The sequence below is a fragment of the Aminobacter sp. LjRoot7 genome (genome assembly GCF_964252895.1).
Taxonomy (GTDB): domain Bacteria; phylum Pseudomonadota; class Alphaproteobacteria; order Rhizobiales; family Rhizobiaceae; genus Aminobacter; species Aminobacter aminovorans_B.
In genome coordinates this window covers 1-26,811 of the sequence record NZ_CAXUPX020000021.1, presented here as the reverse complement: position 1 = coordinate 26,811, position 26,811 = coordinate 1, and the positions used below count along the sequence as shown (strand labels likewise).

The window sequence follows — 26,811 nt, the reverse complement described above, 5'->3', positions numbered from 1 at the left end:
CAAGCCACACCCCAATGCGGATCTCTACGATCGGTCTGGGTTGTTGCCAAGAATGCCTTTCAACTTCACCGCGTAGGTGCCGAAAGTGACATCGTGCTGCGCCGAAAGCTTCGCCGCAGCGAGGTACTGATGTTCTTGTCGCGTCGCCCACCGTGTCCCGTGGGCACTGAGGCCCGCGCCACCTCTCATTATTGGGCACGACAGTTGGTTCGCTTGGACACTCGGTCCGGCGGATTCCTCTCTCACGTGAAGGCGCGAGAGCACCAATCCGGGCTCCTCTCCAGATTTCGCAAACATCGGCCGCCTGGATCGCTGCGGCCGCCGATGTTACGCGCTATTTCCGGCAAATCACCTATTGGACTTCAGTATTCTCAATCGTAATTCCAGACTGGAAAGTAAGAAACCCGGGAATATTGGTGAAGCCCTTGACATGCTTGCGTAAACCAAAGCTCTGGTCGCGCCACATCAGATGTACGAAGGGCGACTGTTCAAGTGCACGGTCGACAAACTGACCGTAGATTTTCTCGCGCTCGCCGGCGTCGAGCGTGACGCGGCCTTGGTCGAGGAGGTCGTTGATGACCGCATCGTTGAAGTGTGCCGAGTTGTTGAGGCGCACGAGTTGTTCGCCGCCGTAGTAGAAGTTACTCAGCCAGTCGGCGTCGGCGATATCGCCAGCGGTTCCCGCAACGAGGAGGTCATAGTCGCCGGCATTGTTCTTGGCGATGCGGCCTGACCAGTCCGGCAGATCAAGATTGACCTTGATGCCGACCTTGGCGAGTTCGGCCTGCACCGCGATCGCCGTGTTATTATGGAAACCGTATTGTGCGGTCGCAAGCAGACGCGCCTCGAAGCCATTTGGGTATCCAGCCTTGGCCAGAAGTTCCTTGGCCTTTTCGACGTTGTGGCTGAAGTAGTTCGCCTTCTCTTTCGAATAGCCCATATAGCCTTCGGGAATGGCGATGCCGAACAGCGGTGTACCGCGGCCGTTGAAGGCGGTGTTGATGATCGCCGCGCGGTCGATGGCATAGGAAATCGCCTGACGGACTTCCGGCTTGGAGAAGGGTTCGAACTTGGTGTTGAACTGCAACATCATGAACGGGCCGGTGGTACTCGCAAGCTGCAACTCCGAGTCGGCCTCGATCGAGGCAGCATCCTTCCATGGAACATAATCGATGATATCGACATCGCCCGACTTCAATGCGTTCACCCGGGTGTTCTCGTCGCCGTAGAAGACGTAGTGCACGTCATCCAGATGCGGCTTGCCCTGCTTGTAGTAACCGTCGAACTTCTCGACGGTCAGCTCGCGACCGCGTTCCCAGATGGCGAACTTGAAGGGACCTGCGCCCACCGGCGTGGCGTTCGGGTCTGTGCCATGCTCTTTGATCCAGGCTGCGGGAACGATCGCCGATTCTGGCAGCGCCAGATAGTGGATCAAAGGCACGAACGGCTTGGCGAGCGTCAGCTTGACTGTCTTGGCGTCGGGCGTCTCTACCGATTTAATGACGCCCAACTCGCTGCGATAGGTCGCCTTGCTGCCTTCGGAAGTGATGCGCTCGATCGAGGCCTTGACGTCCTCGGCGGTCACCGGCGAGCCGTCATGGAACTTCGCATCACGCAGCTTGAAGGTGTAGGTCAGTGCGTCTGCGGAAACGTCATATGTCTCAGCCAGCTCCTGCGACAGCTTGCCGTCGGGGCCATAGTTCACCAGGCCGCGATGGATGGCGAGCCGGATGGTGCGTGCAGGAGTGCCGGCGTTGATGGTGCTATCGAGCGTCGACGGTTCGCCAGAAAGGCCAAAGTAGATGGTGCCGCCGTCGGCCGCCAGGGCCTGGTGCGCCACAAAGCTCGATGCGAGGGCGAAGAGCGCCCCAAGAAGCCTTTTCTTCATGTTTTACCCCTGTCTGTTGTGGTTGTTAAGCGTGTCGTGTCCATGTCGGCTATTCCTCCCTAAGACGCGGATCGAGAATGTCGCGTAGCCGGTCGCCCACCACATTGATGGCCAAAACGGTCAGCGCGAGAAGAAGCGAGGGCCAGATGACGTACATCGGGTTCTGCGCGAGATAACCTCGCGCGGTTCCGATCATCTGACCCCATGACGGCTCTGGGGGAACGATGCCCAGACCGAGGAAGCTCAGGCCGGATTCCAATAGGATGGCGGCAGCGACCGTCAATGTCGCCTGCACCACAAGCGGGGACAGGATGTTGGGCAGGATCGCGGTGAAGACGACACGCCTCACAGATGCGCCCATGGCGCGTTCCGCCTCCATGAACTCCTGGCGCGTCACCTGGAGCGTGGCAGAATGCGCCACACGGGCGAAATGCGGGATGTAGAGCACGCCGATTACCACCGCGAGGCTGAGCACGCCGCTCTCCCAGAAGCCTACGGCAAGCAGCGCCAACAGGATTGGCGGAAAGCTCAACATGATGTCGACGCTGCGCATGATGAGAAACGATAACCAAGCCCGCCCATAGGCGCCGGCAATGCCGAGCAGCGAGCCGAAGATGCCGGCGATGGCCGTGGCGCCGATCGCCACCAACATTGTTGGCTGGATACCGATCAGGAGACGGCTTAAAAGATCGCGGCCGAACTCGTCCGTGCCAAGCCAATGCTGGGCGGAGCTGCCCTGATTGACGGAAGTCGGATTGATGGCGAACGGGTCGTGAGGAGCCAGCCACGAGCCGAAGATCGCCATGAAGACGACCGCTGCAAGCATCAGCAGGCTCGCCATGAAGGCGGGTTGGCTGCGCGCGATGCGGAGGGCTCTTGCGGTCATGAGCGCTTCCTCCGGATGCGTGGATCGAGCAGACTGTAGAACAGCTCCACCGCGAGGTTGATGACTATGAAAAGGGCGGCGATGGCGAGCATCGCGCCCTGCACCAGCGGATAGTTCCGGGCAGAAACCGCCCCGACGAGAAGCGTGCTCAGGCCGGGCCAATTGAACATTGCCTCGACCAACACCGTACCGCCCATCAGGTTGCCGAGTTGCAGACCGATGATGGTGACGATAGGGATCGCTGCGTTGCGCAGCACGTGCTGCCAGATGATGCGTCGCTCCGGCATGCCTTTGGCCCGCAAAGCGCGAACGAAATCGCGACCGAGGATCTCCAGCATCGACGAGCGCGTCATGCGGGCGATGGAGGCGGCAAGGCCGAAGCCGAGAGCCAAGGCAGGCAGGGCGAGCTTGCGGAAATGCTCGACCAGATTGCGCGAGATGTCGGTGTAGCCGCTTGCGGGAAGCCAGCCGAGCTTGATCGAAAAGATCAGCACCAGCAGCGTGCCGAGGATGTAAACAGGCACGGAAATACCGATGGTGGCGATGGATGTCAGCACAGTGTCGCGCATCGAACCGCGCTTCAGCGCTGCGGCGATGCCCAGCGGAACCCCGATCAGCGTGGCGATGATGATGGCGGCGAAAGCCAACTCAAGCGTGCGCGGCAGATTGGCCAGGACGTAGCTGGAGACCGGATAGCCGTTGGTCAGCGAGTTGCCGAAATCGAGATGCAATGCGTTCCAGAGCCAGGTGAAGTATTGGCTTAGGACCAGCTGGTCGAGGCCGAGCTGGCTGCGCATGGAGGCGACCGCTTCCGGCGAGGGATTGCTTTCTGCGCCCAGAAGCAGGAGCACGGGATCGCCAGGCATGATGTACATGACCGAAAAGATCAGAGTGGCGACGACCAGAAGCTGGGCGAAGGCGGTCAAAAGCTTGCGGCCGATGAGAAGTAGAGCACCGGCGATGGAGGCGTTCATTGAGCCCTCCTTGCTGCCCGGTCGACACCGATGATCGGCACTGCATCGAGCAGCATGCGCGTATAGGCATCCTTCGGCGCTGCGAAGATATCGTCGGCCGGCCCGTATTCGACGATGCGGCCCTTCTGCATGACGGCAACGGTGTCGCTGACATGCTCGACAACGGAAAGGTCGTGCGAAATGAAGAGATAGGTCAGGTCGAACTCGAGCTGCAGGTCCTTGAGAAGATTGAGTACCTGCGCTTGGACGGAAACGTCGAGAGCCGAGACGGCCTCGTCACAAATGACGAGAGAGGGTTTCAGCGCCAGCGCGCGGGCGACCGCGATGCGCTGGCGCTGGCCGCCGGAAAATTCGTGCGGATATCTGCTTGCCGCAGCCTTAGGCAGGCCCACAGCGTCGAGCAGGTAGGCGACGCGCTTGCTTCGCTCGGCGGAAGTACCTTCGCCAACGATCACCATCGGTGCGGCGACGAGATCAGCCACGGTCTGGCGCGGGTTGAGCGAACCATAAGGGTTCTGGAAAACCATGGCGATCTCGCGCCGGAACGGCTGCATGGCGCTTTCAGACAGCTTGGCAATGTCTGTGCCCTTGAACAGGATCTGGCCTGAATCGGGTGTGGAAAGCCGCATGACCGCGCGCGACAGCGTGGTCTTGCCACAGCCGGACTCGCCAACCAGCCCGAGCGTGGTGCGTGGGGCGATTGCGAAGCTGACCTTATCGACCGCGCGCATCTCGACCGGTGCCGAAAGCGGCGACGGCTTCACCCAATAGGACTTGCACAGATCCTTTAGTTCGAGCAGCGGCACGCCGTTGGCGTCCTCCGGCACCGGACCGGCTCTCGCGGAGCGCACGCACGGTTCGGGCCGAACGCTGCGGACGTTGCCGGCAGCGTCCCGCTCGATCACCGGCAGGCGTGCGTGCTTGCAGCCAAGCGCGGGCATGGAGTCTATCAGCGCCTTGGCGTAGTCGCTTTTGGGGTTTGCGAAGAGGTTCTGCGTGGTCGCCTCTTCCATTTTTTTTCCGGCATACATGACGACGACGCGGTCGGCGACTTCGTAGATCACCCCAAGGTCATGGGTGATCAGCAGGATAGCAGCGCCGACTTCCTGGTTCAGCCCGCGCAGCAGGTCGAGAACCTGCTTTTGCACGGTCACGTCAAGGGCGGTGGTCGGTTCGTCGGCGATGATGATGCGCGGCTTGCAAGACACGGCCATGGCGATCATCACGCGTTGGCACTGCCCTCCCGACAGTTCGTGCGGATAGGAGCGCATGGTGCGCTCCGGATCGGGGATGCGGACCTTCTCGAGCAGTTCAAGCGCTTTCTTGCGTGCCGCCGTCTTGCCAATGGGTTCGTGCAGCAGGATCGCCTCGACGATCTGGTCGCCGCAGGTGTAAATCGGATCCAGTGACGCCATCGGATCCTGAAAGATCATGGAGACGTGACGGCCGCGTAGCTTGCGCAATTCTGCCGGCGACCGCTTGAGCATATCGACGCCGTCGACCAGAACCTCGCCACCGGTCACCACCGCATTGGGCGGCAACAGGCCCATGACACCGAGCGAGGTAATCGTCTTGCCGCTGCCACTCTCGCCCACCAGACCGAGAATTTCGCCCGGCTTGATATCGAAGTCGATCCCACACACGGCAGGCTTCAACCCGGTGCTCGTACCGAAGGCAATCGAAAGGTTTCTGACTTCGAGCATCACACCTCCCCCCTAGCCCGGAGTTTCAACGGGAATGGGCGCAGCATGGCCAAATGCGCCCTCGATGCGGCAAATCTCGGCGGCGAATTCCGAGCCTCTTTCCATCGCCGCAAGGATCATCCCGGCTGACAGGCGGCTGCCGCGCGCCCAGCCGCCGGCAACCAACGACAGGAGCGTTGCAGTGATGAAGGCGTCGCCCGCCCCCAGCGTGTCGACCACCTGGGTCGGCTTCGGCGCTACGGAGACGAAATCCTGCCCGTTGTAGGCAACCGCACCTTCAGGCCCCAGCGTCGCCACCGCAAGGTCGCAGCCACGCGCTACGGTTTCGCGCAGCACGGAAATGGCACGCTCACGGCCGACGTCGCCTGCGGAAAGAGTCGCGAAATCCAGACGCGGCGCCACCGGTCCGATCAGATCGTCAACCTGCCAACGATAGGAGAAATCGTAGGATATCAGTCGGCTTGCGGTCTTCAGCGCCGCAAGGTGCGGGTTGAGATGGCTGTAGCAGCTCGTGTGCACCAGCGCGAAACTGGCGAGATGCTCAAGGTCTGCTTGGGCAGGTACGAACGGATTTTCCCGCGCCACGCCGCCCTTATTGGAAAACACGAACTCCCGGTTCCCGTCGACCACGCGCACATCCGCGTGGCCGTTCTCGCCTTCGACGATGCGGCACAGCGCGGTGGGCACCGAAAGCGCTTCAAGCGTTGCCCGAACATGGCGACCAGCGGCATCGGTGCCGAATGTGCCCAGGAACGCCGCATCGGCCCCGAGCATCTTGGCATACACGGCGAAGTTCAGGGCGTTGCCGCCGGGATACATCTTGCCGGTGTTCAGATAGCGGTCGACGACGTTGTCGCCCAGACCTAGCACCTTGAGGCCGTTGAAGTCGTTTGCGGGTGTCGTCATTTCTCAGCCGCCTTCCCTGTAGTGCAAACGCGCGGTGTGACCGAACACGTGCCCGCTCGCAGCCGCTGTTTCACCCCACAGCGCGGTGCGCTTGTGAGCGGCCGTGGGAGGCGTGCGGGCAGGCGCGTGCTCATCAATAGTCGACCTTCCACATGTAGCGGCGGACCGACAGCGGATGCTCGCGCAGCACCGAGAGTGTGTGGGCAAACCAGTACCAGGTCACGCCGATCACGAAGGGCGACAGAAGCGGCGACACGTCCTCGTAACGGCCGGCGTCAAACGTGATGATCTTGTCGGTGACGCGCCGCGTGAACGTCAGCGCGCGCTGATCGATCTTGCGGTTCTCGCCATTGTCCATGAGAAAGACATAGGCCATTTCTGGATCCGCAACCTCGAACGGTCCATGGCGGAATTCACCCGAATGGATGTCCGATGCGTCGAGCCACAGCATCTCGTTGAAGATGCAAATCGAATACTGGTAGTTCAAGCCCGACAGGATGCCGCTGGAGAGAACGTAATAAATACTCTCGTCCTTATAGCGGCGGGCGAGTTCCATACCGCGCTCGCGCTCGGCATCCTTGATGTCGTGCAGTTTGGCCGGCATCGCCTCCAGGTCGCGCACCAGTTGCGCACCGACCGGACTGCCGAGGCGCTTCAGCAAATAGGCGGCGAAGAGATAGGCGACCATCGTCTTCGGCATGCCCGGCAATTCCTTACTGTAGGGCAGCAGGTAATCGCAGATCTTGGCCAGGCCGCTGTCGTGGCCTGAAGTCAGTGCAACGGTCACGGCGCCCGTGGTCATGGCCCAGCGGGCGGCCACTACGGTGTCCTCGGTCTCGCCATTGTGCGAGGTCAAGAGAACGACAGCCTTCTCGTTGACAGCCTTTGGGCGGCGCGTCTCGAATTCGGTCGAGTTGATGCGTTCGATGCGTAGATCGCAATACTTGTCGAGGATGTATTTGACGGGCTCGATGTAGGAATTGGAGCCGCCGGCTCCGACGAGATACACGGACTGGATGTCGCGCGAGGAAAATACGTCCTCGACCAGCTTTTCGGCCAGCGGGTTGCCATCGCGGAAGGTCATCTCCAGGACACCCTTCAGATAGTCCCCTTCCAAATAGTTCGGGTTGGGAGCGGACTTGATCACTTCGTCGCTCGGCGTCAGGTTTTCGAGAGCCATAGTGCTTTATTCTCCAGTCAGTTCGGACGCGCGGCCGAAGCCGCCGCCGCCCGGCGTTTGCAGGAACAGGCTGTCCCCACGGTTCATGAGGATGTTGGTGATCGAGATGTCGTATTCAGTCACAGCGCCATCGGCAGTGCCGTACTTCAACCGCGCGACCTCGCCCTGCCCGCCGCCGAAAACGCCATCGGCCGGTGTGCGCAAGCCTTCGCAGGAGGCATTGGCGCGGACCCCATCGGTCATCGCGACGACCTCCCGGACGATGCCCATGCCTCCCATCGTCCGACCCTCGCCGCCCGAACCGTCGGCCAGCGCATAGCGGCGAACCATCAGCGGATATTCGATTTCAAGCGCTTCAGCCGGAAGATTAGAGGTGTTGGTGACGTGCACCTGAATGCCGTTCATGCCATCATTATCAAGGCTGGCCCCGGCGCCGCCGCCGACCGTCTCGAGATACACGAAACTACCTTCGCGGGTCTTGTGCGGCCCGAAGAAGATCATCGTCGCGTTCATGTCGGCGGAGGAGGCGAAAACCTTGTCCTTCGGCAGGACGTCGGCGAAAGCTTGGAAGATCGCGCGCACCACGCGCTGGCAGCTCGTCGAGCGGATACCAACCGCAGCCGGGAACTTCGGACGCACCAGCGTGCCTTCCTCGGCGACGATGGTGACCGGAAGCGCCATGCCCTCGTTGGGTGGCAGCGACGGGTCGAGCAGCGCCTTGATTGTATAGTAGCAGGTGGCGTCCAGCGCTGTCTTGGGGATGTTGACTGCGCCTCGTGCCTGTTGATCCGTACCGGTGAAATCGAAGGTGATACCGTCGCCTTCGACCTTGATGGCAACCTGAATACGACAAGGTTCGTAGCCGATGCCGTCGCCATCGATGAACGCTTCACCTTTGTAGGTGCCATCCGGGAGGTTGCTAATGCGCTTGCGCAGGCGGCTTTCCGAATAGGCGATCAGATCGTCGATCGCCTTCTCGACGGTGGCGATGCCGAACTGGTCGGCGAGCGCGATCAGCTTGCGCTGGCCGATCTCGTTGGTGGCGATCTGCACCTTAAGGTCAAGGATGCGCTCCAGCGGATCGCGGCTGTTCGTGCTGATCAGCTTGACGATTTGCTCGTCCAGCACGCCTTCGCAAGCGATCTTCAGCACCGGAATGCGGATGCCTTCAGCGAAAATGCTTGTTTGGCTGGGGTCGCAGGATCCCGGAACGCCACCTCCGACATCCGAATGGTGGCCGAGATTGGCGGCAAAGAAGCGCAGCCGACCTTCATAGAACACTGGAGTCAGGATCGAGATGTCCGGCGTGTGCGAGCCGCCTGCCAGATAGGGGTCGTTGCAGATGAATGCGTCACCTGGCTTGATGTCTTCAAGCTTATAGTTCTCCAGCACCGCTGCGACGCCACCTTGTAGCGAGCCAAGGTGTACCGGAATATGCGAGGCCTGCACAATGAGGCGGCCGCGGCCGTCGAAGAGCCCTACTGAGCAATCCTTGCGTTCCTTGATGTTGGTCGAGAAAGACGAGCGTACGAGGCTCAACCCCATCTCGTCGGTAATCGACATAAACCGGTTGGAGTAAACCTCCATCTCGATGGCGTCGAATTCGCGCCGTGGTTTGACGTGCTGCTGCATCACGCACGATCCTTAACAAAGCTGAGAATGATGTTGCCGTAGGCATCGACGACACCCGACTGGCCAGGGAGCACATAGGTCGTGGAGGTCAGTTCCTCGACGATCGCCGGGCCGGAAAACGTCTCGTCCTGCGGCATCCCGGTGCGTTTGTAGACCGGCACGGTCTGCCATCCGGCCTGCGGATCGATATACACTTGGCGCTTCCCGACGATTGCGTCTCTCATGGTGCCGGAAGCACCCTCGACCGTCTGAAGCGGCCGGCCGGCATAGCCAATCGCCTGGACCCGCAGGTTGACAATTTCGACGGAATGCTCGTCAAGAGCATAACCGTAGACGATACGATGGGCCTCTGCGAAACGGCTGGCGAAGTCTTCCGCTGTCGACAAGATGCCTTCGACGCGGATTTCATGGTTTTGGCCGACGTAGCGGGCTTCGGCGATATGTTGCAGCGCGCGTTTCGCGTCCGGAATCGTTTCCGTCTCAAGCCAGTCCTTCGCCTGCACTTCCAGGCCCTCAACCGCAAATTTGATCTCGTGCCAGCCCTCGCCCTGGACGCGCTTGATCTGGGTCGAGACGAAGTCACGCGTCACGTCGGACAACAGCACGCCACGGGCGCACATCGTCCCCGGCGATTCTGGAATGATGACCGTATTCAAGCCGGTTTCCGCGGCAACAAGTGAGGAATGAAGCGGGCCGGCACCACCAAAGGCCATCAGCGCGAAGGGCTTGATGTCGTGCCCCTTGTCCATCGAGACTGCGCGGATAGCGCGGGCCATGTTGGCGACGGCAATGCGAATGATCCCCCAGGCTGTGTCCTCAACCGAACGACCGATTTTTTCGGCGACCCCACCGACCGCCCTAAGCGCTGCCTCACGATCTACGGGCATGGCACCGTCCAGGAGTGCTATCGGGTTGAGCCGCTGGAGGACGATGTTGGCGTCCGAAATGGTTGCGTCGATGCCGCCCTTGCCATAGGCAGCGGGCCCGGGCACGGCGGCCGCGCTCTGCGGACCAACCTTGAGGCCACCTGCATCGTCGAGCCAAGCGATCGAGCCCCCGCCCGCGCCGATGACGTGCACATCGACCATCGGGCAACGAATTGAATAGCCAGCGACATCGCGGTCGGTGGAATAGGCCGGCTTGCCACCGGCGATCAGTGCGACGTCGGTGGAGGTGCCGCCGACGTCATAGGTAATGATATTGGGGAAACCGGCCGCCTTACCAACCAGAGACGCACCAACAACACCGGCGGCCGGGCCCGAAAGGCAGGTGCGAACCGGATAATTGCGGGCCGTCTCGGTGGACATCAGGCCACCGTTGGAATGAATGGTGTAGGGCTTGGCCTCGACGCCTGCCTTGCGCGACCGGGTCATGAAGCGGTCGAGGTAACCGTCCATGCGCGGCATAAGATAGGCGTTCATGACCGTGGTAGAGATGCGCTCGTATTCGCGGAACTCCGGCAGGACGTCGCTCGACAGCGAGATGAAGACATTCGGCAAATGCTTGCGGATGATGTCCGCGGCGCGTTGCTCATGTGCCGGGTTGCGGTACGAGTGCAGGAATCCGATCGCCACGGCTTCCACACCTTCCGCCTTGAACTGCTTCGCAGCGGCTTCGACATCTGCTTCATCGAGCGGCACGATGACCTCGCCGGCTGGGCCAAGTCGTTCAGAGACTTCGAGGCGTAGCGGACGGACCACCAGCGGGTCGGGTTTGCGGACACTCATATCGAATAGGTCGGGACGGGTCTGGCGGCCGATTTCCAGGACGTCACGAAAACCTTCAGTGGTCAGCAAGCCCGTCTTTCCGCCGCGGCGTTCGATGACCATGTTAGTCGCCACCGTCGTGCCGTGGCCGAAATGTGCGACATCGGCAGCCTGAAGGCCACGCTCCGCGAATCCGGCAATACCCGTTTCGATTGCTTCGGACGGATCGTGCGGTGTCGAGGACACCTTGAAATGACGCATGCCGCCGGTCTCGTCGTCGAGAACCGTGAAGTCTGTGAAGGTACCGCCGACATCAATGCCGACCCTGATATTGCCCATGATGCTCTGGTCTTTTGCGCTGTGGCTCCGGTTTGCCGCCGTTGCCTTGTCTCTCATGAGCACGATCTAAAATCAGCTAGTGTATCTTGTAAAATTCAAATAATTTAGCTTTCCATGCCAAAATGGAATGCTCACCAAGATCGACATGAGACGGATCAAACTCAGACATCTCGACACGCTGGCCGCGTTTATGAAGACAGGCTCGGTTACGGAAGCTGCATTGGCACTTCACACCACACAGCCGAATGCCAGCAAATCGCTGAAACAACTTGAGGATTTCGCAGGCGTCAAACTCTTTGAGCGGATCGCTGGGCGGCTGCGTCCAACACCGGAGGCAGAGCTGTTATTTTCACATGCCACACGCCTCATGGATGAGCTGACGGTGTTTGAAAACCTCTCGCTCGACCTCACCGCGATGGCTCAAGGGTATGTAAATATCGGCATTTTGTCGGCCTTCAGCACCGCTCTCATCCCGATGGCAATCGAACGGTTCAATAATCTCTATCCCGGTATCCAGGTGCAGGTGGACCTTCTCGACTCCGACAAGATTCACTCCTACGTCAGCCGAGGAAACTACGACTTCGGATTGGTGCATCATCCAGAACATGAATCCGACCTCATGACGCAGACGCTAAGGACCTCGTCCATGGTTTGCATCATGCCGCCAGACCATCCACTTGCGAAACACCGGATCATCCTGTCGAGCGACATCGCCGACCAGCCGTTCGTGACCTATCCGCGTTCTGTGCCCTTTGGCGCGGCGATCTTCCGATCGCTGTCCGACGAAGGCGTAAAACCTTCCAATACCCTGATATCGAACCAGAGCCAGCTCATACGCCGCCTCGTCGAGCGAGGCCGTGGCGTGGCCCTCGTTGACCATTTTTCGGTCTGGGATGCGAATGAGCTCGACCACATCGTCATCCGCCAGTTCGAGCCGCGTATTCCTGTTTCTATCGGCATGATCATCCCGAAGCGCCGGCCTCTATCACTTGCGGCGCAGACGTTCGTTGGTACGTTGAGAGAAGTACTTGAGCATGGGTAGGGTTAGGGGCAGGTTTGCCGCTTTTCGGCTCAGGGAATTCTGCCTTTATCCTTCGCGAAACGCCGGTCAACCACGCACGACCACCACTATCAACCTCAATCATGCCGACGTCGAAAAGGCGCGGAGCCGTTACAATGCGCAATGCCGGTTCGCAGCCATCGTCGAGACGAATCCGCGCACGCAGATGAGCGACGCGAACAGATGATGGAACCCTCGCTATTGATACCGTCTGACTTTGTCCCGCTCCTGCAGGAGCGGTGTTCCAGGTTTGGTCGGGAATGAAACCCCTCGGCCGTCGGCACCGAGGGCATACTGGAGCGAGCCAAGGCCGAACATGCCACATCGATCCGCCTGGCTGGCGAATGCCTTGCACGCTACGTCAACAAGTTGGTCGCGCGATGGCTGCCCAACGACGAATGCGACGTGCTTTTTACCTCTCGCATGTTGATGAACGACATTCGAATACTACTTCAGTCGTTCGTGCCAGGCTCCGGCAATAAGTCCGGATTGCCGCGGTTGAAACCGGAACCGAGATGGTGGTCATTGTTGACGGAAAAGCCATCTCTGGATTTGTCAGTATGTATTGGCGATATGATGCCCTGAAGCGTCGTTTCGTGTTGCCGGCTCCTCGCGTATAGCTGCCGTGCCCTTCGAGGGCTGCGCTGCCTCGCCATCGAATCTAAGATTTGCTGACAGGATGCAAGCGGAACACCGCTTACCTTTCAGATGGTGAACGTCATCGACGACGACCCGCGAATTACCCGATCGCGACCCTAATGATGACCCTGAACCAGTCGATTTCAATGGGCGACAACACTCAAGCACGGCCATTTTTTGCCAACTCTAGCCAAGGGCGCGGTTGCGAGACACAGGAAAGCACGCAGTCCCTACCCTGCACTGATTCCGAAAAATCCCTACTAGGCTGAAAGCCTTTCCCTGTTCCGCATTGTAGGGAATTGCGGCGTAACTCTCTGTGCTGCCTCAACAATTCGTCGCACAAAATCGATGAAGCACGTGAAAAATGGCAAAATTCCCTGAATTTGGGGTGTTATCAGGGTAATCGTCGGTTGAGACCCGTTCGCGAGGGACTGCGCACACCACCAGCGGAAAATCACTACACCGCAGACCACAAAACGGAATGCAAACACGCGCGCCCCAAGTTCTTGAAACAGCGCCACGGTCGCAGCGCCAGCTCCCATCGTGCCGCCGGTGATCAAGGCACGGCGGCCCTCAAGCGTCATGAAGGCGCTCATACCGTGATCTCCAGACCGGCGATCCTGTCGCCCTTGAGAACGAAGAAGTACCGCAGATCGACGGGGCTTCCGGGGAAGTCGCCGGACACATGTCCCGTCACCTGGGTCTTTCCGTTCTCGGTGGTGATGAGAAAGGGCTCGGTCAGGGTGTACGAGTACTTCTGATCGGTCTCGACCTTCCAACGCCGGATGGATTCTCGGCCGACGCGGATTTCGCCCGCGTCCCGGACGACGGCATCGTCGGTGAAGGCAGCGGCGACGGCGTCGGGGCTGCGGGCGTTATCCGCGTCGAAGTAGGCTTGGATGCTCGGCGGCAACTTGATGGTCATCTTGATTCTCCTGTGTTTCCCCAGGCCCTTCTCGCTTGGGGTCCAGCGCATTCGCGGCTGGCAGGAGATAATCTATGGCTCGACGAATGATCCGATAACTGGGATAGATAAGGATGAGGAATTGCGAAAAGCAGGACAATGACGCGAGATATCCTGTCTGACATCGATGCTGTGATCAGCATCGCCCGGCATGGATCGTTTCGCGCCGCGGCACTTGATCTCGGCATGTCGACGACCGCCCTGAGCAATGCCATCGCCAAGTTGGAGCAGCGCTTGGGCATTCGGCTCTTCAATCGGACGACACGGAGCGTTTCCCTCACTGACGCGGGGAGCGCCTTCGTCGAACGAGTCGGCCCGGCGATGACGGACATCCACGATGCCTTGTTGGCCGCGCAGTCGCTACAGCAGACACCGTCCGGCACGCTCCGCATCAACGCGTTTGCGTCGGCAGCGCGTGAAGTGTTGGCGCCCCTCCTGCTTCCGTTTCTGCGGCGTTACCCGCAGGTTCACATCGATCTGGTGACCGAAGGAAAGCTCGTCGACATCGTCGCCGCCGGCTTCGACATTGGTCTGAGGCCCGTCGACCTCGTGCCCATCGACATGATCGCCGTGCCCCTCGGCCTGCATCGTCAGCACGCGGTCGTGGCGTCACCGGAATTTCTAGCCAAACACGGCAAACCGAACGTGCCGACCGACCTCTATCGCTTCCGCTGCCTCCGCGCCCGTCTTCCAAACCACGCCTTGTTCCGATGGCGTTTCGCGAAAGACAGCGACGCCGTCCAGATAGATGTCCAGGGCTCGCTCACCCTGGACGAGCCGAGCCTCGTTCGGATTGCCGCTCAGAATGGCGTCGGACTCGGCTATCTCATGGAAGCCGAGGTCCGAGAGGACATCGCCGCCGGCAGTCTGGTTCAGGTTTTGGCAGATTGGACACCCAGCCTACCGCCGCTGGCGCTGTACTACCCAGGCCGAAAGAATCCGCCCGCCGCCTTCACAGCGTTCATCCAGGCCGCTCGTGAGTTTGCTTCTTCCGCGAAATAGGCCTCAGCCCACATTCCCCGTTACCATCTGCACGAGATCCTGTCGTTGCGAGACTCCTGAGAATTCGGCGCTCGTCTGCAACAAGACCGGTCAGTCTGCCTTCAACCCCAGGCGAATCCTCCCGTCTGCCTGTGAGCGAAACGCTTGGTTCAGGCCGAATGGGGGACCGACACCGGACTGTCCGGTTGTGGGGATTCCTCGGAGGTAAGCTGCCGGTCAATGGCGGGGGGCATGCGCGATGAAGACGCTCCAGCCCCAATGAACGCGGGAATGGTAACCTCGACGTTTCGCCTCGTCTCAGCACTTTAGCTAGGTCTCAGCCTCCGCGCCTTGCGCCGTTGCGGCGGCGAAACGGCTGACGGGACTTCGTCCGGCCCTGCATCAACGAGAATGCCGCAAGTAGGACAGGGAATGACTAAGCAAATCTCCTTGAGCACCAGCGTGATGCAACTATGAACTGCCACGTCGGTATCGCGTGTTCTTGAACCATCGAGATACCCGGAGTTATAGTTTTCGAGCGGGGCTGGATCCCAAACGCCGCTGCCAATGAAGTGGTGCAGTTGGTCATAGCTCACGGTGTCGGCGCGTGCCGCGATCGGCCGAATGCTCTTTCGATCTCTTCGAAATTGCTTTGTCTACGCCAGAGGCTTGATCCACCCCCACTGAAAGGGTCAACTTCGCAATCGGCAAGCTCGCGACGAAGATCTTCCACCTCGTTGGTAGCTATCGCATTGGCATCGACGAGCATACTGTCGTCGATCCCCAGTTGAGGGGGAAGGGGCTAATCGGTTTGCGCGTTATCGACGCGTCGAGCATGCGGAGGATCGTGTCGGGAAACACTGCCTACGGCGGCCGACATGATCCGCGCCGGGCGCTGACCCGACAGACTGTTCAGTGGGCGCCCGATCGGACCTCCGGACTGGGAACGGCGACGCGTTTCGCGGTCCTCAACGCTTCGCATGGTGGGAAACGCTCATCCCGGGCGTTGCCGTGCAGCTGTTGATGACCTGCTCGGCATCGCGTGCCGCGCGCAGCAGCCTGAGGCCGAGACGTTCGAGGTCCATGCCGCTCAGCCGGAAGACCGGGACGCATACAGAAAGTCCGGCGATCGGTTCGCCGCGGCCGTTGCGGACCGCAACGCCCACGCCACCCACATCCGATCGGAACGCCCCCCAATTGATGCCGTAGCCGCGCTTGCGCACCTGTTCGATCTCCTTTCGGACGAGGTCGGCGTCCGTCAGCGACTTGTCCGTATAGGAAACCAGCGGCGCATCCAGCACCCAGTCGACCCGGCTGTCAGGCAGCGCGGCGAGCTGTGCCAAGCCGGCCGATACGCAGTGTGCCGGCGAGCGCCCGCCGAGAGTGGCCAGCGATACGACCGGTTTGGGCGAAAGCAGCTGGTGCGTGTAGACGATGTAGCGGCCTTCCAGCCGGGTGAGGTGGATTGTCTCCTCGGTTTCCTCATGCAGCTCGATCATTATCGGCAGCAGCAGCGTCTTCAGGTCAAGTGATCCCTGGCGAGATGCGCCTAGCGCCAGTGCCGAAGGCCCCAGACTGTACCGGAGATTCTCGTCCTTAACGATCCAGCCGCGCTCCGCGAGTGTGGCCGCCAGTCGAAACACCGTCGTCTTGCCCGCCTGCAGCCGATCGGCAAGTTGGGTCAGCGTCAGCCGGTCCTCCGATCCCAGCACCTCCATGAGAGCCAGTGCCCGTTCGACCGAGGACAAGGTTTCGTTTTTCTCGGCACTCATCGCTGCCCCTTCAAAAAAATAATTCCGCTATGTGGAACTAACCATTGCATATGCCGGAACATGTGCATAGGGTCCGGCTCCAGAAAGTTGAGCCCCTCGGGTACTCGACGACAAGAATCGGGCCTGATCGATGGCCCGACACCAGATTGGGAGTTGAAATGCCACTGATCCGCATCAGCCATGCTGCCAGCTATGCGCAGCCCGTCAAGGACAGACTGATGGTCGAGGTCACTGCTGCGTATGCGGCCGCGACCGGATGTGACCCGGCTAAGGTGTGGGTCATCGTTGACGAGGTCGACAAGTCTGACTGGGCGACCGGCGGCACGTCGCTTGCGGCCAAGGCGAAAGCCCTGGCCGCGGGCTAATCCGGCCCACACTCGATCCATTTTATTCCAGACGCTTCCGGTGGATCGCGCCGGGGCCAATCGCAGTCTTCGAAGGAGTTTCCGCATGAGCATTGCCCGAGTGACCAAGACCGTCGTGGCCGGCTGCTTCAACACCCGCTACGTGGAAGCTGGCACGCCGGGCAAGCCAAATCTCGTGCTGATCCATGACGGGGGCTTCGGCACGACGGCGGAGAATTGCTGGGCCGGCGTCATCGATCTGCTCGCGGACGACTTCCACATCTTCGCGCCGGAGCTTCTGGGCTGGGGCGGCACCGACAAGGTGGTGTACCTGGATCGCTCGCCCTATGCCGGCCGACTGCCTCACATCGCGGCATTCGCCGATGTCGTCGGCATCGAGAACGCTTTCTATGCCGGCGCCTCCTTCGGCGGCTCGCTGACCATGCGTGCCACCGTAGCCGACGGCAATCCCTGGCGCATGACGAAGGCCATGACCATTTCGGGCTCGGGCGGACCCTACCGGCTCCAGTTCGGGATTGAGGCGCTGGCCGAGTACACCCCGAGCATCGAGGCGGCGACCCGGCTGACCGAACTCGTCGTCGGAACGACAAAGGGCCTTGAGGACCATATCCGCGACCGGCACGAGTGGAGCCTGGTCCCGGGGCACTGGGAAAGCATGTATGCGCCGAGGCTCAAGAACCCTTCGGTTGAGCGGAAGGCGCCCGCCGATCCCTATCTCGATCAGCTTCGTTCGCTGCGGATACCGGCGCTTCTCGTCGCCGGCGCGCGCGATCCGCTGCTGGAGGCCGGATGGGCCCGCAAGATGGAAGGCTTGTCGGACAATCTGACCGCGGTCGAGCTCGAAGCCGGCCATGAGCCGAACATCGATCAGCCGGAGCGTGTTGCCGGGCTGATCCGTGACTTCTTCATTCACGGGAAGGTCGAGTGATGGCTGGAACCCCGAAGCTGAAGGCAGCGATCCCGGTCGGGCTCGATGAGTTCTACGTGATCCATCCGATCATGGCGGACGGCGGCGAGATCGAGCGTGCCGTCGCCGACGCCGACCTACCGGCTCTGCTGGCGGCGTTGGCCATGATCACTGAAGATGATGCGCTGATTTCCGACGACCTCCGTCCGCCGACGCCCAAGATGGGGGCGTCCATCAAGCCGCAGGGCGGCATGTCGATGGAAGCGCAGGTGAAGGCCCGGCGTCTGGCGACGCAGGCGCTCATCGCCTATCGCGATCGTGGCAGTCCGGAGCCTTCGGCGCCGGATGGCGAGCGGCTCGACAGGATCATGCGCTTCCTGACCAAGGATGCAGGACCGGAATACCTGCCGCTGTTGCGCCATGAGCTTGCGCTGCCGCGTGACATGGGTGAGCCGGACTGGCGGCTGGGCGACATCGCGCCGGGCCGCGACTTTTCGGTCGCCGTCATTGGCGCCGGGCTGTCAGGCGTTGCCGCAGCCCATCGTCTTCAGCAGGCGGGCGTTCCCTACACGGTCTTCGAGCGCAAGCCGGATGTCGGCGGCGTCTGGTGGGCGAACTCATATCCCGGCTGCCGCCTGGACACGCCGAACTTCGCCTATAGCCTGTCCTTCGCGCAGAAGCAGGACTGGCCGCAGCAATTCTCCCGGCAGCCGGAAATCCAGGCCTACATCTCCCGCGTTTCGGACCTTGCCGGTCTTCGCGACAACATCCGCTTTAACGCGGAAGTCCTGTCGCTGCTGTGGCAGGAAGACAGCGCCACCTGGCTGGTGACGACGAGGTCTGAAACGGGCGAGGTCGAGGAGCGCGGCTTCAACGCGATCATCACCGCTGTCGGCCAGCTCAGCCAGCCATCGATCCCGGACATTGCCGGCCTGGAAGGCTTTGCCGGCAGCTACTTCCATTCGGCCGAATGGCCTGCCGATCTCGATGTGAGTGGCAAGCGGGTTGCGGTTGTCGGCACCGGAGCGAGCGCCTACCAGATCGTGCCGTCGATCGTCGATAGCGTTGCGTCGCTGCACGTCTTCCAGCGCAACCCGCCCTGGATGCTGCCGACGCCCAGCTATCACGACGATATCCGGCCGGGCATGGCATGGCTGTTGCGCCACGTTCCCTACTACGGCCGCTGGTTCCGCTTCTGGCAGTTCTGGATCGCGGCGGAAGGACGCCTTCCGCTCGTCGAGGTCGATGACGGCTGGCAGCATCCGATCTCCGTCGGGCAGGCCAATGAAGGCCTGCGCCAGGAATGCATGGCGCATCTCGAGGCGCAGCTGAAAGATCGGCCCGACCTTCTGGAAAAGCTCACGCCGACCTACCCGCCCGGCGCCAAGCGGATGCTGCGCGACAACGGCGTGTGGACGTCCGCACTCAAGCAGCCGCATGCGCATCTCGTGACGGAACGGATCGACCGCGTCGAGGGCAGCACGATTGTGACCGCCAACGGCGAGAGGCGCGAGGTCGATGTCATCGTCTTCGCGACGGGCTTCCTCGCCTCCGACTACCTCCATCCGATGGAGGTGAAGGGGTGCGAGGGTAGAGACATCCACGAATGGTGGGCCGGCGACTGCCGGGCGCATCTGGGCATCACGGTTCCCGGGTTCCCCAATCTATTCATGAGCGGCGGGCCAAACACGGGTGTGGTCGTCAATGGCTCCGCGATCTTCTCGGCCGAGTGCGCTGTCGAGTACGCGCTGTCGGCGATCGGGCAGACCCTGTCGTCCGGGCACGACGCCATCGACTGCCGCCCGGAGCCGTTCCAGGCGTTCAACGAGCGGGTCGATGCCGAGAACCTGCGCAAGGCGTGGGGCGTCGCGAAGACCAGCAGCTGGTACCGGAACGCGACCGGTCGCGCGTCGCAGACCTGGCCATTCTCGCTGCTGGAGTACTGGCGCCTGACCGAGCGCGCCGACCTTGGTGAATACGACTTCGTCGATGCGGCACCAAGACGACAACCTGATTCTCAACCCTAATCAATGGAAAGCCTCGGGAGGAAATATCGATGGTGAAGAAATTGTTGCAGGCGGCGCTTGTCGCCACCTTGGCCATGGGCGGCACAGCGCACGCCCTCGAAAAAGTTGTTATCCAGAACGGCTCGCCAGTGCCGGCCGCCGCCTATCTCGACTACTATGTTGCTGATGTCGCCGGCTTCTATGCCGATGAAGGCCTCGAAGTCGAGATGCGCTATTCGCAGGGCGCGCCGCAGGCCGCCCAGATCGCCGCCAGCGATGGCGCCGACATGGCGCAGGTGGCTTTCGAGCCCTACCTGTACGGCTACAGCAACGGCATGCGCGGCCAGTACTTCTTCAACTCCACGCACTACAACATCTTCTTCGTCGGCGTTCCCGAAGAGAGCGACATCCAGACCGTCGACGATCTCAAGGGCAAGACGATCGGCGTGTCCAACATGGGCAGCGGCTCGCTGATAGTGGCGCGCTCGATGCTGCGCGGTGCCGGGATCGATCCCGATCCGTCCGTGTTCCTCCCCGTCGGCGTCGGTGACTCCGCCCTTCAGGCGCTCAAGTCCGGCCAGGTTCAGGCCCTGTCGCTTTGGGATGGCGGCTATGCCGGCCTCGAGCGTGCGGGCGTGAAGCTGCGCTACATCCATCACCCTAAGATCGGTTGGACCGGCAATGGCGGCCTGTTCCTGTCCGACAATTCGATCGAGAAGAACCGCGACAAGGCCGTCGGCATCGTGCGTGCGCTGGTCAAGGCTCGCATCTTCATTCGCGAGAACTTGGATGCTGCGCTGGACATCTACTGGCAGGTGAATCCCGGCGCCAAGCAGGGCGCGACGGAGGCCGAGGCCCGTGAAAAGGGCATGGCGGAACTGCAGTTCCTGTCGCCGTTCCTCGTCGAGTCCGATGTGGACCAGATCGGCCGCTTCGACATGGAAGCACTTGCCACCTATCTCGATGTCATGAAGGAAGAGGGCGTGCTCTCCGCCGATATCACGCCTCAGCAGCTTGCCTCGAACGAGTTGCTCGACGAAATCGGCGAAATCGACGTCGAGGCGGTGCGCGAGCGCGCCCGCAACTGGAAATGACGGCGCCGATCCGCAGGGAGGACCTCAAAGGTCCTCCCATCCACCCCAGAGACAATGTGGTGACGCTGTTGGAAGCCAAGCAAAATCAGGCGCAGGCCGCGGGTTCCGAGCTGATCGAGTTCGACCGTGTCGCCAAGGTCTACCGGGCGGCCGACGGTCGCCCCGTGCGAGCGGTCGATTCCGTCTCGGGAACGATCGGCAAGGGCGAGTTCGTTTCGATCCTCGGCCCGTCGGGCTGCGGCAAGAGCACGCTGATGATGATGCTGGCGGGCCTGCTTAGGCCCACCGAGGGCGAGGTACGTTTCAAGGGCCGCGCCGTTACCGGCCCCCAGGAGGGGTTCGGCATCGTCTTCCAGGATGCGGTCCTGTTTCCGTGGCGCGACGTTCTGGCCAACGTCAAGCTGCCGTCGGAGGTCCTCGGCCTGTCGTCCGCCGAACAGGATCGACGTGCACGGCATATGATCGAGCTCGTCGGCCTGTCGGGCTTCGAGACGAAATACCCGCACGAACTGTCGGGCGGCATGCAGCAACGCGTCTCGATCGCGCGGGCGTTGTCGCTCGACCCCTCGCTGCTGGTCATGGACGAACCGTTCGGTGCACTGGATGCCATGACGCGCGAGCAGATGAATCTCGAGCTCCAGCGCATCAGCCTCGAAACGGGCGCGACCGTTGTCTTCGTCACGCATTCGATCGCCGAGGCGGCATTCCTGTCGGATCGAGTATTCGTGATGTCGGGCCGTCCATCGACCGTACGCGAGATCGTGCCGGTCGATATTCCACGGCCGCGTCGTATCGAGCAGATGAACACCGATGAGTTCGGGCGCTACGTGACGCATCTGCGCGGATTGCTCGACGCCAAGGGAGAGATGTGATGAGCACCGCCGACGCAACCGAGTTGAAGCCCTTCAGGCAGCCACTGACCATGCCGCGCAGCCTGCCGGCCGTCCTCACGGCGGGAGCTCTTCTCGTCGTCTGGGAAGCTAGCGTTCACCTGCTGAGCGTTCCTGCCTATATCCTGCCGACGCCGAGCACGGTCGCTATGCGCGTCTATCAGGACCTGGCGAGCGGGCTGATCATCCCGCACTTCTGGCTCACCTTGGTGGAGGTCGTGGTGGGGTTCCTGATCGCCGTCGTGGTCGGTGTTGGCCTCGGCACGGCGGTCGGTCTGGTGCCGGCGCTCGACCGGACGATCTACCCGATCCTGCTCGCGTTCCAGACCGTGCCTAAAGTGGCGATTGCTCCCCTCCTCATTATTTGGTTCGGCTACGGGATGCATTCCAAAGCGATCATGGCGGCGCTGATCGCGTTCTTTCCGATCCTCGTCAACGTGATTGCGGGGCTCAAGACCACCGATTCCCGGCGGGTTCTTCTGATGAAGGCGCTGCGAGCCAATCCTTTCCAGATCTACATGAAGGTACGTCTGCCTAGCATGCTTCCCTACCTGTTCGCAGGTCTCGAGGTCGCCATAGTGTTTTCATTGATCGGCGCCATCGTCGGCGAGTTCGTCGGGGCGTCGGTGGGGCTCGGCAGCCTGATCATCCAGAGGCAGGCGGTGGTCGACGTGGCCGGTGTGTTCTCTGTGCTCACATACCTGTCCCTCATGGGCCTCGCGATGAGCCTTATGGTTAAGTTCGTGGCCGACCGGCTGACGTTCTGGTCGCGGTCGCAGGACCTCGTCGGCGCCTGACCCCACCCGACAATGAAAAGACCGCCCGGCGCGTCTGGGCGGACAGCCCTTCCATGCCCAACGCACTGTGAGCCCAACATGCCCTTCGTCCGCCGCGGCAATCACCGAATCCACTATCGCATCGAAGGCGAGGGCGAGCAGATCTTGCTGTTCGCCAATTCGCTGGGACAGAGCCTTGAGATGTGGGACCAGCAGGTCAAACTGCTCAAGGCAGACTTCCGTATCATTCGTTACGACCATCGTGGCCATGGACCTTCAGAAGCGGAGGGCGAGAGCGCGACTGTCGAAGAACTTTCCCGCGACACGATCGCGGTCCTCGACGCGGCCGGCATCGGCAGTGTCCACTTCGTTGGCCTGTCGCTCGGCGGCATGATCGGCCAGCAGATCGCGCTCGACGCGCCGGACCGGCTGTGCTCGCTGACGCTATGCGCTACGGCGGCCCACCTGCCGCCGCCCGAAGGCTGGGAACAGCGCGCCGTAAAAGCCTTGGCGGAGGGCATGGAGCCGTTCGTCGAGATCTCGCGCGGCCGCTGGTTCACGCCGACTTTCAACGGCGCGTCGGAGGCACTTGTGAATGCCGCTTTGGAGCGGCTCCGGCGGATCGACACGCAGGGCTACGCCGCCTGCTGCCGCGCGATACGGGATTTCGACCTGCGCGCGCGCGTCGGTTCGATTTCGGTGCCGGTCCAATTGATCTCGGGAGCAAAGGATCCCTCAACGCCACCCGCCCTCATGAAAGACCTGCACGACCATTTGGCCGGCTCGCGCTATGAAACAGTGGACGCCGCGCACCTCCTCAACATCGAACAGGATCAGCAGGTAGCCGGCTTGGTCAGGCGGTTCGTCCAGTCCGCCTAGAGCATCTTCGATAGACGCGGAGTCGGTTGACCGCTCTATCAAGGTCTCTTCGAGGTAGAAGCGACAGGCGAGATCCTGTCAGACAGAAGGCACTCCATTAAGGAGCGCCGCCTCTAGTCTCTTGGCTGCGGACCAGCATCCGCTCCCGTGAGGCGATGATCATTGCGGTTCAGGTATTCAACAGCCCCGGCCTCAAGTTCAAGACCGAAGTCTTCTGCATGCTGGCAAACGTCGCCTGGACGTACCTCATGCACGAGCACTACGACCGGCAGAAGCCCAAGGTGAAGATCGTCAACGATCAGGGCTTCACGATGCCGCTGAGCGAAATAATCGATCGCGGCGATTGGCCGCTGAAAGATGGCGTGAAGCTTAACCTGAAGGCGCTCAAGACGCTGCGCGACCAGGTCGAGCAGCGTCTCCTCGGGAAGGCGGACCAGAAGTGGCTGGGGATCTTCCAGGCGAGCTGCCTGAACTACGACCGCGTGCTCTGCGAACTCTTCGGCAATGCCACTCCTCGTCGTATGCCTCCTTCACCGACATATCGATGTACTCGAAGGGAGAGCGGGTATTAAGCGACTGGCCCTTCAGGTAGTCCCGTGAACGCACGTCCTCGATTGCAAATGCTACAAATATAACCTTCTTGACAGCCATTGTGGCGACCCCTCTGATGCTTTCAATTTTAACCAAGTGGAGGTTGATGAAGCGGTTTCAACGGCAGCACCAAGTATTCTTGGGAATACTTAGCCGATCGGCGAGATCATCGCGCTTAGTCTCGCAGTCCTAGATGGTCATGACGCTCCATGTCCGCTTTCAGGAAGACGCGTCAGGTCGTCGAACGGCCGGAATGGGGGCGTCTACTGCCTGCCCGACTACACAACTAAGAAGGGCGAAGCGCCTTCCAGCCAGCGCCTTGCCTCACGCTGCATGCCTCCCCTTCTGCGCGACGTTGCCCGCTTCCTTTGTTCAAAGTTGTTCCCTTTCGACGAGGCAGTGCTAGGCTGTCGCCGTTGATGAGGGGGATATGGCCGAAGAAGAAGGTAGGGCGCCAGGCGCGCCAACGATCTTGCGCCTCAGTATCGAGCGGTTCCGGGGCATTGAATCTCTTATCTGGCTGCCCGACCATCATGTGAATGTTATTCTCGGGGGCGGAGATACCGGAAAGACGACCATTCTAGATGCGATCGGAATTCTGCTAAATCCGACAAATTCGACGGTTATTTCCGATGCCGACTATTGGAAACGCGCTCCCGCGGCTGAGTTCATCATCGAAGCCGTTCTGCGCCTACCGCCAGCGATAGGGATCAATGAGTAGAAGAAGGCGAGTTGGCCCTGGGAATGGGACCGTGAAAAGCCGGTAGTTCCCAACCCCGATGATGAGGCTGCCGCCGACGCGAACAAGGAAGTCTACGTGGTGCGCGTACGGGGCACAGCAGACTGCGATCTCGTCTATGAGATTTGCCAGCCCAACGGCGAGTTCGACCACTTCTCCGTTTCGGTCCACCGCAAGATCGGCCTCGTAAGGCTAGCCGGGGACGATCGTAACGATCGGGACCTACGGCTCATTCAAGGTTCCGCGCTCGACCGCCTACTTGCCGACAAATCGTTGCGAGCCAAGCTCGCCAATGAGATCGGCGAAAAGAATGTCGAGGAAAAGCTGGCCGACCCGTCGAAGGAAAAGCTGGCAGCTTTGGACACTCAGTTCGGCGCGCAGGCCTTGCCCACGCAAGCTGGGCCTAGGATTGGTCGGCGGTCAAGGCTTCTCCCTAAATGCATTGATCGGTCTTACCGCCGAGAAGCACGATGTCAGGTTGCCTCTCAGCAGTTGGGGTTCGGGCACTCGACGGCTCGCGGCGTTGGAGATCGCGGCTTCCACCACAGCGAGTTGCCCATCACCGTGGTCGATGAAGTCGAGCGCGGGCTTGAGCCCTATCGCCAGCGTGTCGTCCTGAAGGAGCTGGTCGCCGCGCCAACGCAAACATTCATCACCACCCACAGCGTGGCGGCGATTAAGGCGGCCAATGGGGCCAGCATTTGGTATCTCAGCGGTGACCGCAAGATCGGCAAATTAGCCGATGCGACGACCCCGCACATAATGAAGGACCCCGAAGCATTCTTGTCGCGAATGGCCATCATTGCCGAGGGCGCGACCGAGGTCGGCTTCGTGAAATTTCTGCTGCTGAAGGCGGTCACGAGAGTGCCCTTGGAGTTTGGCCTGTGGGTGACCGACGGCGGCGGCAACGACACCACACTCACTCTGCTTGAAAGCCTCGCCAAGAGCGGTCTGAAATTCTCGGGCTTTGCCGATGACGAAGGACGCGCGCCGCAGCGCTGGGTGACGCTAAAGGGAACCTTGGGCGACTTGCTGCTGCGGTGGCCCAAGGGTTGCCTTGAAGAGAATGTCATCGAACATATCGCCGACGGCGATCTCGAAAATTTCATCGCAAACCTCGACGGCGAGTCCGGTGAACGGTTGCGGACCTTGGCCGTGCGCCTTCAGATCGAGGATAAGTCCTATGCCGCGATTCTCGCGGCCGCCGGCAACCCGGAGAATGTGCGGAAGCTGATAATTGAAGCGGCCACAGACTCTATTCCCGATGGTATTCTTGGGGATCAGAAGAAGGCATTCAAAAGTCACGGCCGTACATGGTTCAAGACCATCGGTGGTGGGTTTGAGCTGGGATCGAAGGTGCTCCAGTTCAACGTTTGGCCCAAGCTGGAAGGCCAGCTTGGGCCGTTCCTGAATGCAGTCCGCCAATCGGTCGACCTGCCGGTCATCGCTAAATTGCCCGATGAGTGACGCATCCGTCGCAGCGGCATTGAGATCCACAGCTTCGCTCGTTGTGATCGAAGCACCAGGCGGCTGCGGTAAGACCTACCAAGGAGCGCAGTTTGCTGCGGACGCCGCCGCAGACGCCGAAAGCCGGATTCTCATTTTGACTCACACCCATGCGGCGTGCGATGTCTTCTCTGAGCGAACTGCGGTATCGCAGAGTAAGGTTGAAATCCGCACCCTCGACAGCCTGATCGGCCTGATCGCCTCTGCCTATCACGTGCCGCTCGATCTTCCGGCTGACGTCGGTGTATGGTCGCGTGCCAATGAGGACGGGTACAATAGGGTAGCGATGAAAGTCGCGCATCTGCTCGAAAAGAAGCCGATGATCGCGAGTGCGCTGGCCCGACGCTACCCGCTCATCATTTGCGATGAGCATCAGGATGCGACCGCCGCCCAGGATCAGATCATCCTCGCCCTTCACAAGGCTGGCG

The 26,811-nt window shown here is 61.0% G+C and carries 24 protein-coding genes and 2 pseudogenes; 14 read left to right on the top strand and 12 right to left on the bottom strand.

The genetic code is table 11. The annotated features are described in order from the left end of the window. Window positions 1-352 precede the first annotated feature (352 nt). From ACSQ3E_RS30155 to ACSQ3E_RS30120, 8 genes are all read right to left on the bottom strand, one after another. Window positions 353-1,888 (bottom strand): ABC transporter substrate-binding protein, encoded by a 1,536-nt coding sequence (locus ACSQ3E_RS30155; protein WP_436125434.1) that lies wholly within the window; start codon window positions 1,886-1,888, stop codon window positions 353-355. Between the two features lie 49 nt (window positions 1,889-1,937). Next, window positions 1,938-2,774 (bottom strand): ABC transporter permease, encoded by an 837-nt coding sequence (locus tag ACSQ3E_RS30150; protein WP_310329438.1) that lies wholly within the window; start codon window positions 2,772-2,774, stop codon window positions 1,938-1,940. Then, window positions 2,771-3,748 carry an ABC transporter permease gene (locus ACSQ3E_RS30145; protein WP_310329441.1) on the bottom strand — a complete coding sequence of 326 codons (978 nt, stop codon included), beginning with the start codon at window positions 3,746-3,748 and terminating at the stop codon, window positions 2,771-2,773. The genes ACSQ3E_RS30150 and ACSQ3E_RS30145 overlap by 4 nt, the downstream gene beginning before the upstream one ends. Beyond that, window positions 3,745-5,451, bottom strand: coding sequence for an ABC transporter ATP-binding protein (locus ACSQ3E_RS30140; protein ID WP_310329444.1), 1,707 nt, complete (start codon window positions 5,449-5,451; stop codon window positions 3,745-3,747). The genes ACSQ3E_RS30145 and ACSQ3E_RS30140 overlap by 4 nt, the downstream gene beginning before the upstream one ends. 12 nt (window positions 5,452-5,463) lie before the next feature. Beyond that, on the bottom strand, window positions 5,464-6,357 hold the full coding sequence (locus tag ACSQ3E_RS30135; protein WP_310329446.1) for a fructoselysine 6-kinase: 894 nt from the start codon (window positions 6,355-6,357) through the stop codon (window positions 5,464-5,466). A gap of 133 nt (window positions 6,358-6,490) precedes the next feature. Continuing rightward, on the bottom strand, window positions 6,491-7,537 hold the full coding sequence (locus ACSQ3E_RS30130; protein ID WP_310329448.1) for an SIS domain-containing protein: 1,047 nt from the start codon (window positions 7,535-7,537) through the stop codon (window positions 6,491-6,493). A 6-nt stretch (window positions 7,538-7,543) separates the two neighbouring features. Beyond that, on the bottom strand, window positions 7,544-9,169 hold the full coding sequence (locus tag ACSQ3E_RS30125) for a hydantoinase B/oxoprolinase family protein (RefSeq protein WP_310329452.1): 1,626 nt from the start codon (window positions 9,167-9,169) through the stop codon (window positions 7,544-7,546). Then, window positions 9,169-11,271 (bottom strand): hydantoinase/oxoprolinase family protein, encoded by a 2,103-nt coding sequence (locus tag ACSQ3E_RS30120; protein ID WP_310329454.1) that lies wholly within the window; start codon window positions 11,269-11,271, stop codon window positions 9,169-9,171. The genes ACSQ3E_RS30125 and ACSQ3E_RS30120 overlap by 1 nt, the downstream gene beginning before the upstream one ends. A gap of 70 nt (window positions 11,272-11,341) precedes the next feature. On the opposite strand from ACSQ3E_RS30120, the gene ACSQ3E_RS30115 reads away from it, so the two are divergent. Beyond that, the gene (locus tag ACSQ3E_RS30115; protein ID WP_310329456.1) at window positions 11,342-12,256 is read left to right on the top strand and encodes a LysR family transcriptional regulator; all 915 of its coding nucleotides are present in this window, start codon (window positions 11,342-11,344) and stop codon (window positions 12,254-12,256) included. Between the two features lie 917 nt (window positions 12,257-13,173). On the opposite strand, the gene ACSQ3E_RS30110 is transcribed toward ACSQ3E_RS30115, so the two are convergent. After that, window positions 13,174-13,509, bottom strand: a complete 336-nt coding sequence (locus ACSQ3E_RS30110; RefSeq protein WP_409014728.1) for a hypothetical protein — start codon at window positions 13,507-13,509, stop codon at window positions 13,174-13,176. Beyond that, on the bottom strand, window positions 13,506-13,838 hold the full coding sequence (locus ACSQ3E_RS30105; protein ID WP_310329459.1) for a nuclear transport factor 2 family protein: 333 nt from the start codon (window positions 13,836-13,838) through the stop codon (window positions 13,506-13,508). Before ACSQ3E_RS30105 ends, ACSQ3E_RS30110 begins: the two co-directional genes overlap by 4 nt. 138 nt (window positions 13,839-13,976) lie before the next feature. Between ACSQ3E_RS30105 and ACSQ3E_RS30100 the strand changes: the two genes are divergently transcribed. After that, the gene (locus ACSQ3E_RS30100) at window positions 13,977-14,879 is read left to right on the top strand and encodes a LysR family transcriptional regulator (protein ID WP_310329462.1); all 903 of its coding nucleotides are present in this window, start codon (window positions 13,977-13,979) and stop codon (window positions 14,877-14,879) included. Between the two features lie 509 nt (window positions 14,880-15,388). Here the strand turns inward: ACSQ3E_RS30100 and ACSQ3E_RS30095 are convergent. Further along, window positions 15,389-15,496 (bottom strand): annotated as a pseudogene (locus tag ACSQ3E_RS30095) (transposase); the annotation flags it as partial. Window positions 15,497-15,552: 56 nt separating this feature from the next. Here ACSQ3E_RS30095 and ACSQ3E_RS30090 point away from each other — a divergent pair. Beyond that, window positions 15,553-15,882: pseudogene (locus ACSQ3E_RS30090) on the top strand (GMC oxidoreductase); the annotation flags it as partial. On the opposite strand, the gene ACSQ3E_RS30085 reads toward ACSQ3E_RS30090, so the two are convergent. Continuing rightward, complete coding sequence (locus ACSQ3E_RS30085; RefSeq protein ID WP_310329464.1) at window positions 15,827-16,630, bottom strand: IclR family transcriptional regulator; 804 nt, start codon at window positions 16,628-16,630, stop codon at window positions 15,827-15,829. The pseudogene ACSQ3E_RS30090 and the gene ACSQ3E_RS30085 overlap by 56 nt on opposite strands. 158 nt (window positions 16,631-16,788) lie before the next feature. Here ACSQ3E_RS30085 and ACSQ3E_RS30080 point away from each other — a divergent pair, with 158 nt between their 5' ends. The 11 genes from ACSQ3E_RS30080 to ACSQ3E_RS30030 form a co-directional block, all read left to right on the top strand. Next, the gene (locus tag ACSQ3E_RS30080; protein ID WP_310329465.1) at window positions 16,789-16,995 is read left to right on the top strand and encodes a tautomerase family protein; all 207 of its coding nucleotides are present in this window, start codon (window positions 16,789-16,791) and stop codon (window positions 16,993-16,995) included. An 85-nt stretch (window positions 16,996-17,080) separates the two neighbouring features. Beyond that, the gene (locus ACSQ3E_RS30075; protein ID WP_310329468.1) at window positions 17,081-17,923 is read left to right on the top strand and encodes an alpha/beta fold hydrolase; all 843 of its coding nucleotides are present in this window, start codon (window positions 17,081-17,083) and stop codon (window positions 17,921-17,923) included. Continuing rightward, the gene (locus ACSQ3E_RS30070; RefSeq protein WP_310329471.1) at window positions 17,923-19,929 is read left to right on the top strand and encodes a flavin-containing monooxygenase; all 2,007 of its coding nucleotides are present in this window, start codon (window positions 17,923-17,925) and stop codon (window positions 19,927-19,929) included. Before ACSQ3E_RS30075 ends, ACSQ3E_RS30070 begins: the two co-directional genes overlap by 1 nt. A gap of 29 nt (window positions 19,930-19,958) precedes the next feature. Further along, window positions 19,959-21,002, top strand: a complete 1,044-nt coding sequence (locus ACSQ3E_RS30065; protein ID WP_310329473.1) for an ABC transporter substrate-binding protein — start codon at window positions 19,959-19,961, stop codon at window positions 21,000-21,002. A gap of 59 nt (window positions 21,003-21,061) precedes the next feature. Further along, a complete protein-coding gene (locus tag ACSQ3E_RS30060; RefSeq protein WP_310329476.1) occupies window positions 21,062-21,874 on the top strand; it encodes an ABC transporter ATP-binding protein in 813 nt (270 codons plus the stop codon). After that, window positions 21,874-22,689 (top strand): ABC transporter permease, encoded by an 816-nt coding sequence (locus ACSQ3E_RS30055; RefSeq protein ID WP_310329478.1) that lies wholly within the window; start codon window positions 21,874-21,876, stop codon window positions 22,687-22,689. The genes ACSQ3E_RS30060 and ACSQ3E_RS30055 overlap by 1 nt, the downstream gene beginning before the upstream one ends. A gap of 78 nt (window positions 22,690-22,767) precedes the next feature. Further along, on the top strand, window positions 22,768-23,547 hold the full coding sequence (gene pcaD / locus ACSQ3E_RS30050) for a 3-oxoadipate enol-lactonase (RefSeq protein ID WP_310329480.1): 780 nt from the start codon (window positions 22,768-22,770) through the stop codon (window positions 23,545-23,547). A gap of 155 nt (window positions 23,548-23,702) precedes the next feature. Continuing rightward, window positions 23,703-24,119, top strand: coding sequence for a DUF3644 domain-containing protein (locus tag ACSQ3E_RS30045; RefSeq protein WP_310329483.1), 417 nt, complete (start codon window positions 23,703-23,705; stop codon window positions 24,117-24,119). A 449-nt stretch (window positions 24,120-24,568) separates the two neighbouring features. Beyond that, window positions 24,569-24,859: a hypothetical protein gene (locus ACSQ3E_RS30040; RefSeq protein ID WP_310329486.1), complete on the top strand. Its 291-nt coding sequence runs from the start codon at window positions 24,569-24,571 to the stop codon at window positions 24,857-24,859. Between the two features lie 96 nt (window positions 24,860-24,955). After that, a complete protein-coding gene (locus ACSQ3E_RS30035; protein WP_310329490.1) occupies window positions 24,956-26,344 on the top strand; it encodes an ATP-binding protein in 1,389 nt (462 codons plus the stop codon). Next, window positions 26,337-26,811: UvrD-helicase domain-containing protein (locus ACSQ3E_RS30030; protein ID WP_436125433.1), on the top strand; the 475-nt coding region annotated here is incomplete at its 3' end. The genes ACSQ3E_RS30035 and ACSQ3E_RS30030, both read left to right, overlap by 8 nt.

What these genes read in the sequence shown, in the direction of transcription:
- ACSQ3E_RS30120 (WP_310329454.1), bottom strand. Translation starts at nt 11,271, where the DNA reads ATGAGAGACAAGGCAACGGCGGCAAACCGGAGCCACAGCGCAAAAGAC.
- ACSQ3E_RS30085 (WP_310329464.1), bottom strand. Translation starts at nt 16,630, where the DNA reads ATGAGTGCCGAGAAAAACGAAACCTTGTCCTCGGTCGAACGGGCACTG.
- ACSQ3E_RS30130 (WP_310329448.1), bottom strand. Translation starts at nt 7,537, where the DNA reads ATGGCTCTCGAAAACCTGACGCCGAGCGACGAAGTGATCAAGTCCGCT.
- ACSQ3E_RS30140 (WP_310329444.1), bottom strand. Translation starts at nt 5,451, where the DNA reads ATGCTCGAAGTCAGAAACCTTTCGATTGCCTTCGGTACGAGCACCGGG.
- ACSQ3E_RS30155 (WP_436125434.1), bottom strand. Translation starts at nt 1,888, where the DNA reads ATGAAGAAAAGGCTTCTTGGGGCGCTCTTCGCCCTCGCATCGAGCTTT.
- ACSQ3E_RS30080 (WP_310329465.1), top strand. Translation starts at nt 16,789, where the DNA reads ATGCCACTGATCCGCATCAGCCATGCTGCCAGCTATGCGCAGCCCGTC.
- ACSQ3E_RS30145 (WP_310329441.1), bottom strand. Translation starts at nt 3,748, where the DNA reads ATGAACGCCTCCATCGCCGGTGCTCTACTTCTCATCGGCCGCAAGCTT.
- ACSQ3E_RS30045 (WP_310329483.1), top strand. Translation starts at nt 23,703, where the DNA reads ATGATCATTGCGGTTCAGGTATTCAACAGCCCCGGCCTCAAGTTCAAG.
- ACSQ3E_RS30150 (WP_310329438.1), bottom strand. Translation starts at nt 2,774, where the DNA reads ATGACCGCAAGAGCCCTCCGCATCGCGCGCAGCCAACCCGCCTTCATG.
- ACSQ3E_RS30125 (WP_310329452.1), bottom strand. Translation starts at nt 9,169, where the DNA reads ATGCAGCAGCACGTCAAACCACGGCGCGAATTCGACGCCATCGAGATG.
- pcaD (WP_310329480.1), top strand. Translation starts at nt 22,768, where the DNA reads ATGCCCTTCGTCCGCCGCGGCAATCACCGAATCCACTATCGCATCGAA.
- ACSQ3E_RS30075 (WP_310329468.1), top strand. Translation starts at nt 17,081, where the DNA reads ATGAGCATTGCCCGAGTGACCAAGACCGTCGTGGCCGGCTGCTTCAAC.
- ACSQ3E_RS30115 (WP_310329456.1), top strand. Translation starts at nt 11,342, where the DNA reads ATGCTCACCAAGATCGACATGAGACGGATCAAACTCAGACATCTCGAC.
- ACSQ3E_RS30110 (WP_409014728.1), bottom strand. Translation starts at nt 13,509, where the DNA reads ATGAGCGCCTTCATGACGCTTGAGGGCCGCCGTGCCTTGATCACCGGC.
- ACSQ3E_RS30055 (WP_310329478.1), top strand. Translation starts at nt 21,874, where the DNA reads ATGAGCACCGCCGACGCAACCGAGTTGAAGCCCTTCAGGCAGCCACTG.
- ACSQ3E_RS30105 (WP_310329459.1), bottom strand. Translation starts at nt 13,838, where the DNA reads ATGACCATCAAGTTGCCGCCGAGCATCCAAGCCTACTTCGACGCGGAT.
- ACSQ3E_RS30100 (WP_310329462.1), top strand. Translation starts at nt 13,977, where the DNA reads ATGACGCGAGATATCCTGTCTGACATCGATGCTGTGATCAGCATCGCC.
- ACSQ3E_RS30040 (WP_310329486.1), top strand. Translation starts at nt 24,569, where the DNA reads ATGGCCGAAGAAGAAGGTAGGGCGCCAGGCGCGCCAACGATCTTGCGC.
- ACSQ3E_RS30065 (WP_310329473.1), top strand. Translation starts at nt 19,959, where the DNA reads ATGGTGAAGAAATTGTTGCAGGCGGCGCTTGTCGCCACCTTGGCCATG.
- ACSQ3E_RS30135 (WP_310329446.1), bottom strand. Translation starts at nt 6,357, where the DNA reads ATGACGACACCCGCAAACGACTTCAACGGCCTCAAGGTGCTAGGTCTG.
- ACSQ3E_RS30070 (WP_310329471.1), top strand. Translation starts at nt 17,923, where the DNA reads ATGGCTGGAACCCCGAAGCTGAAGGCAGCGATCCCGGTCGGGCTCGAT.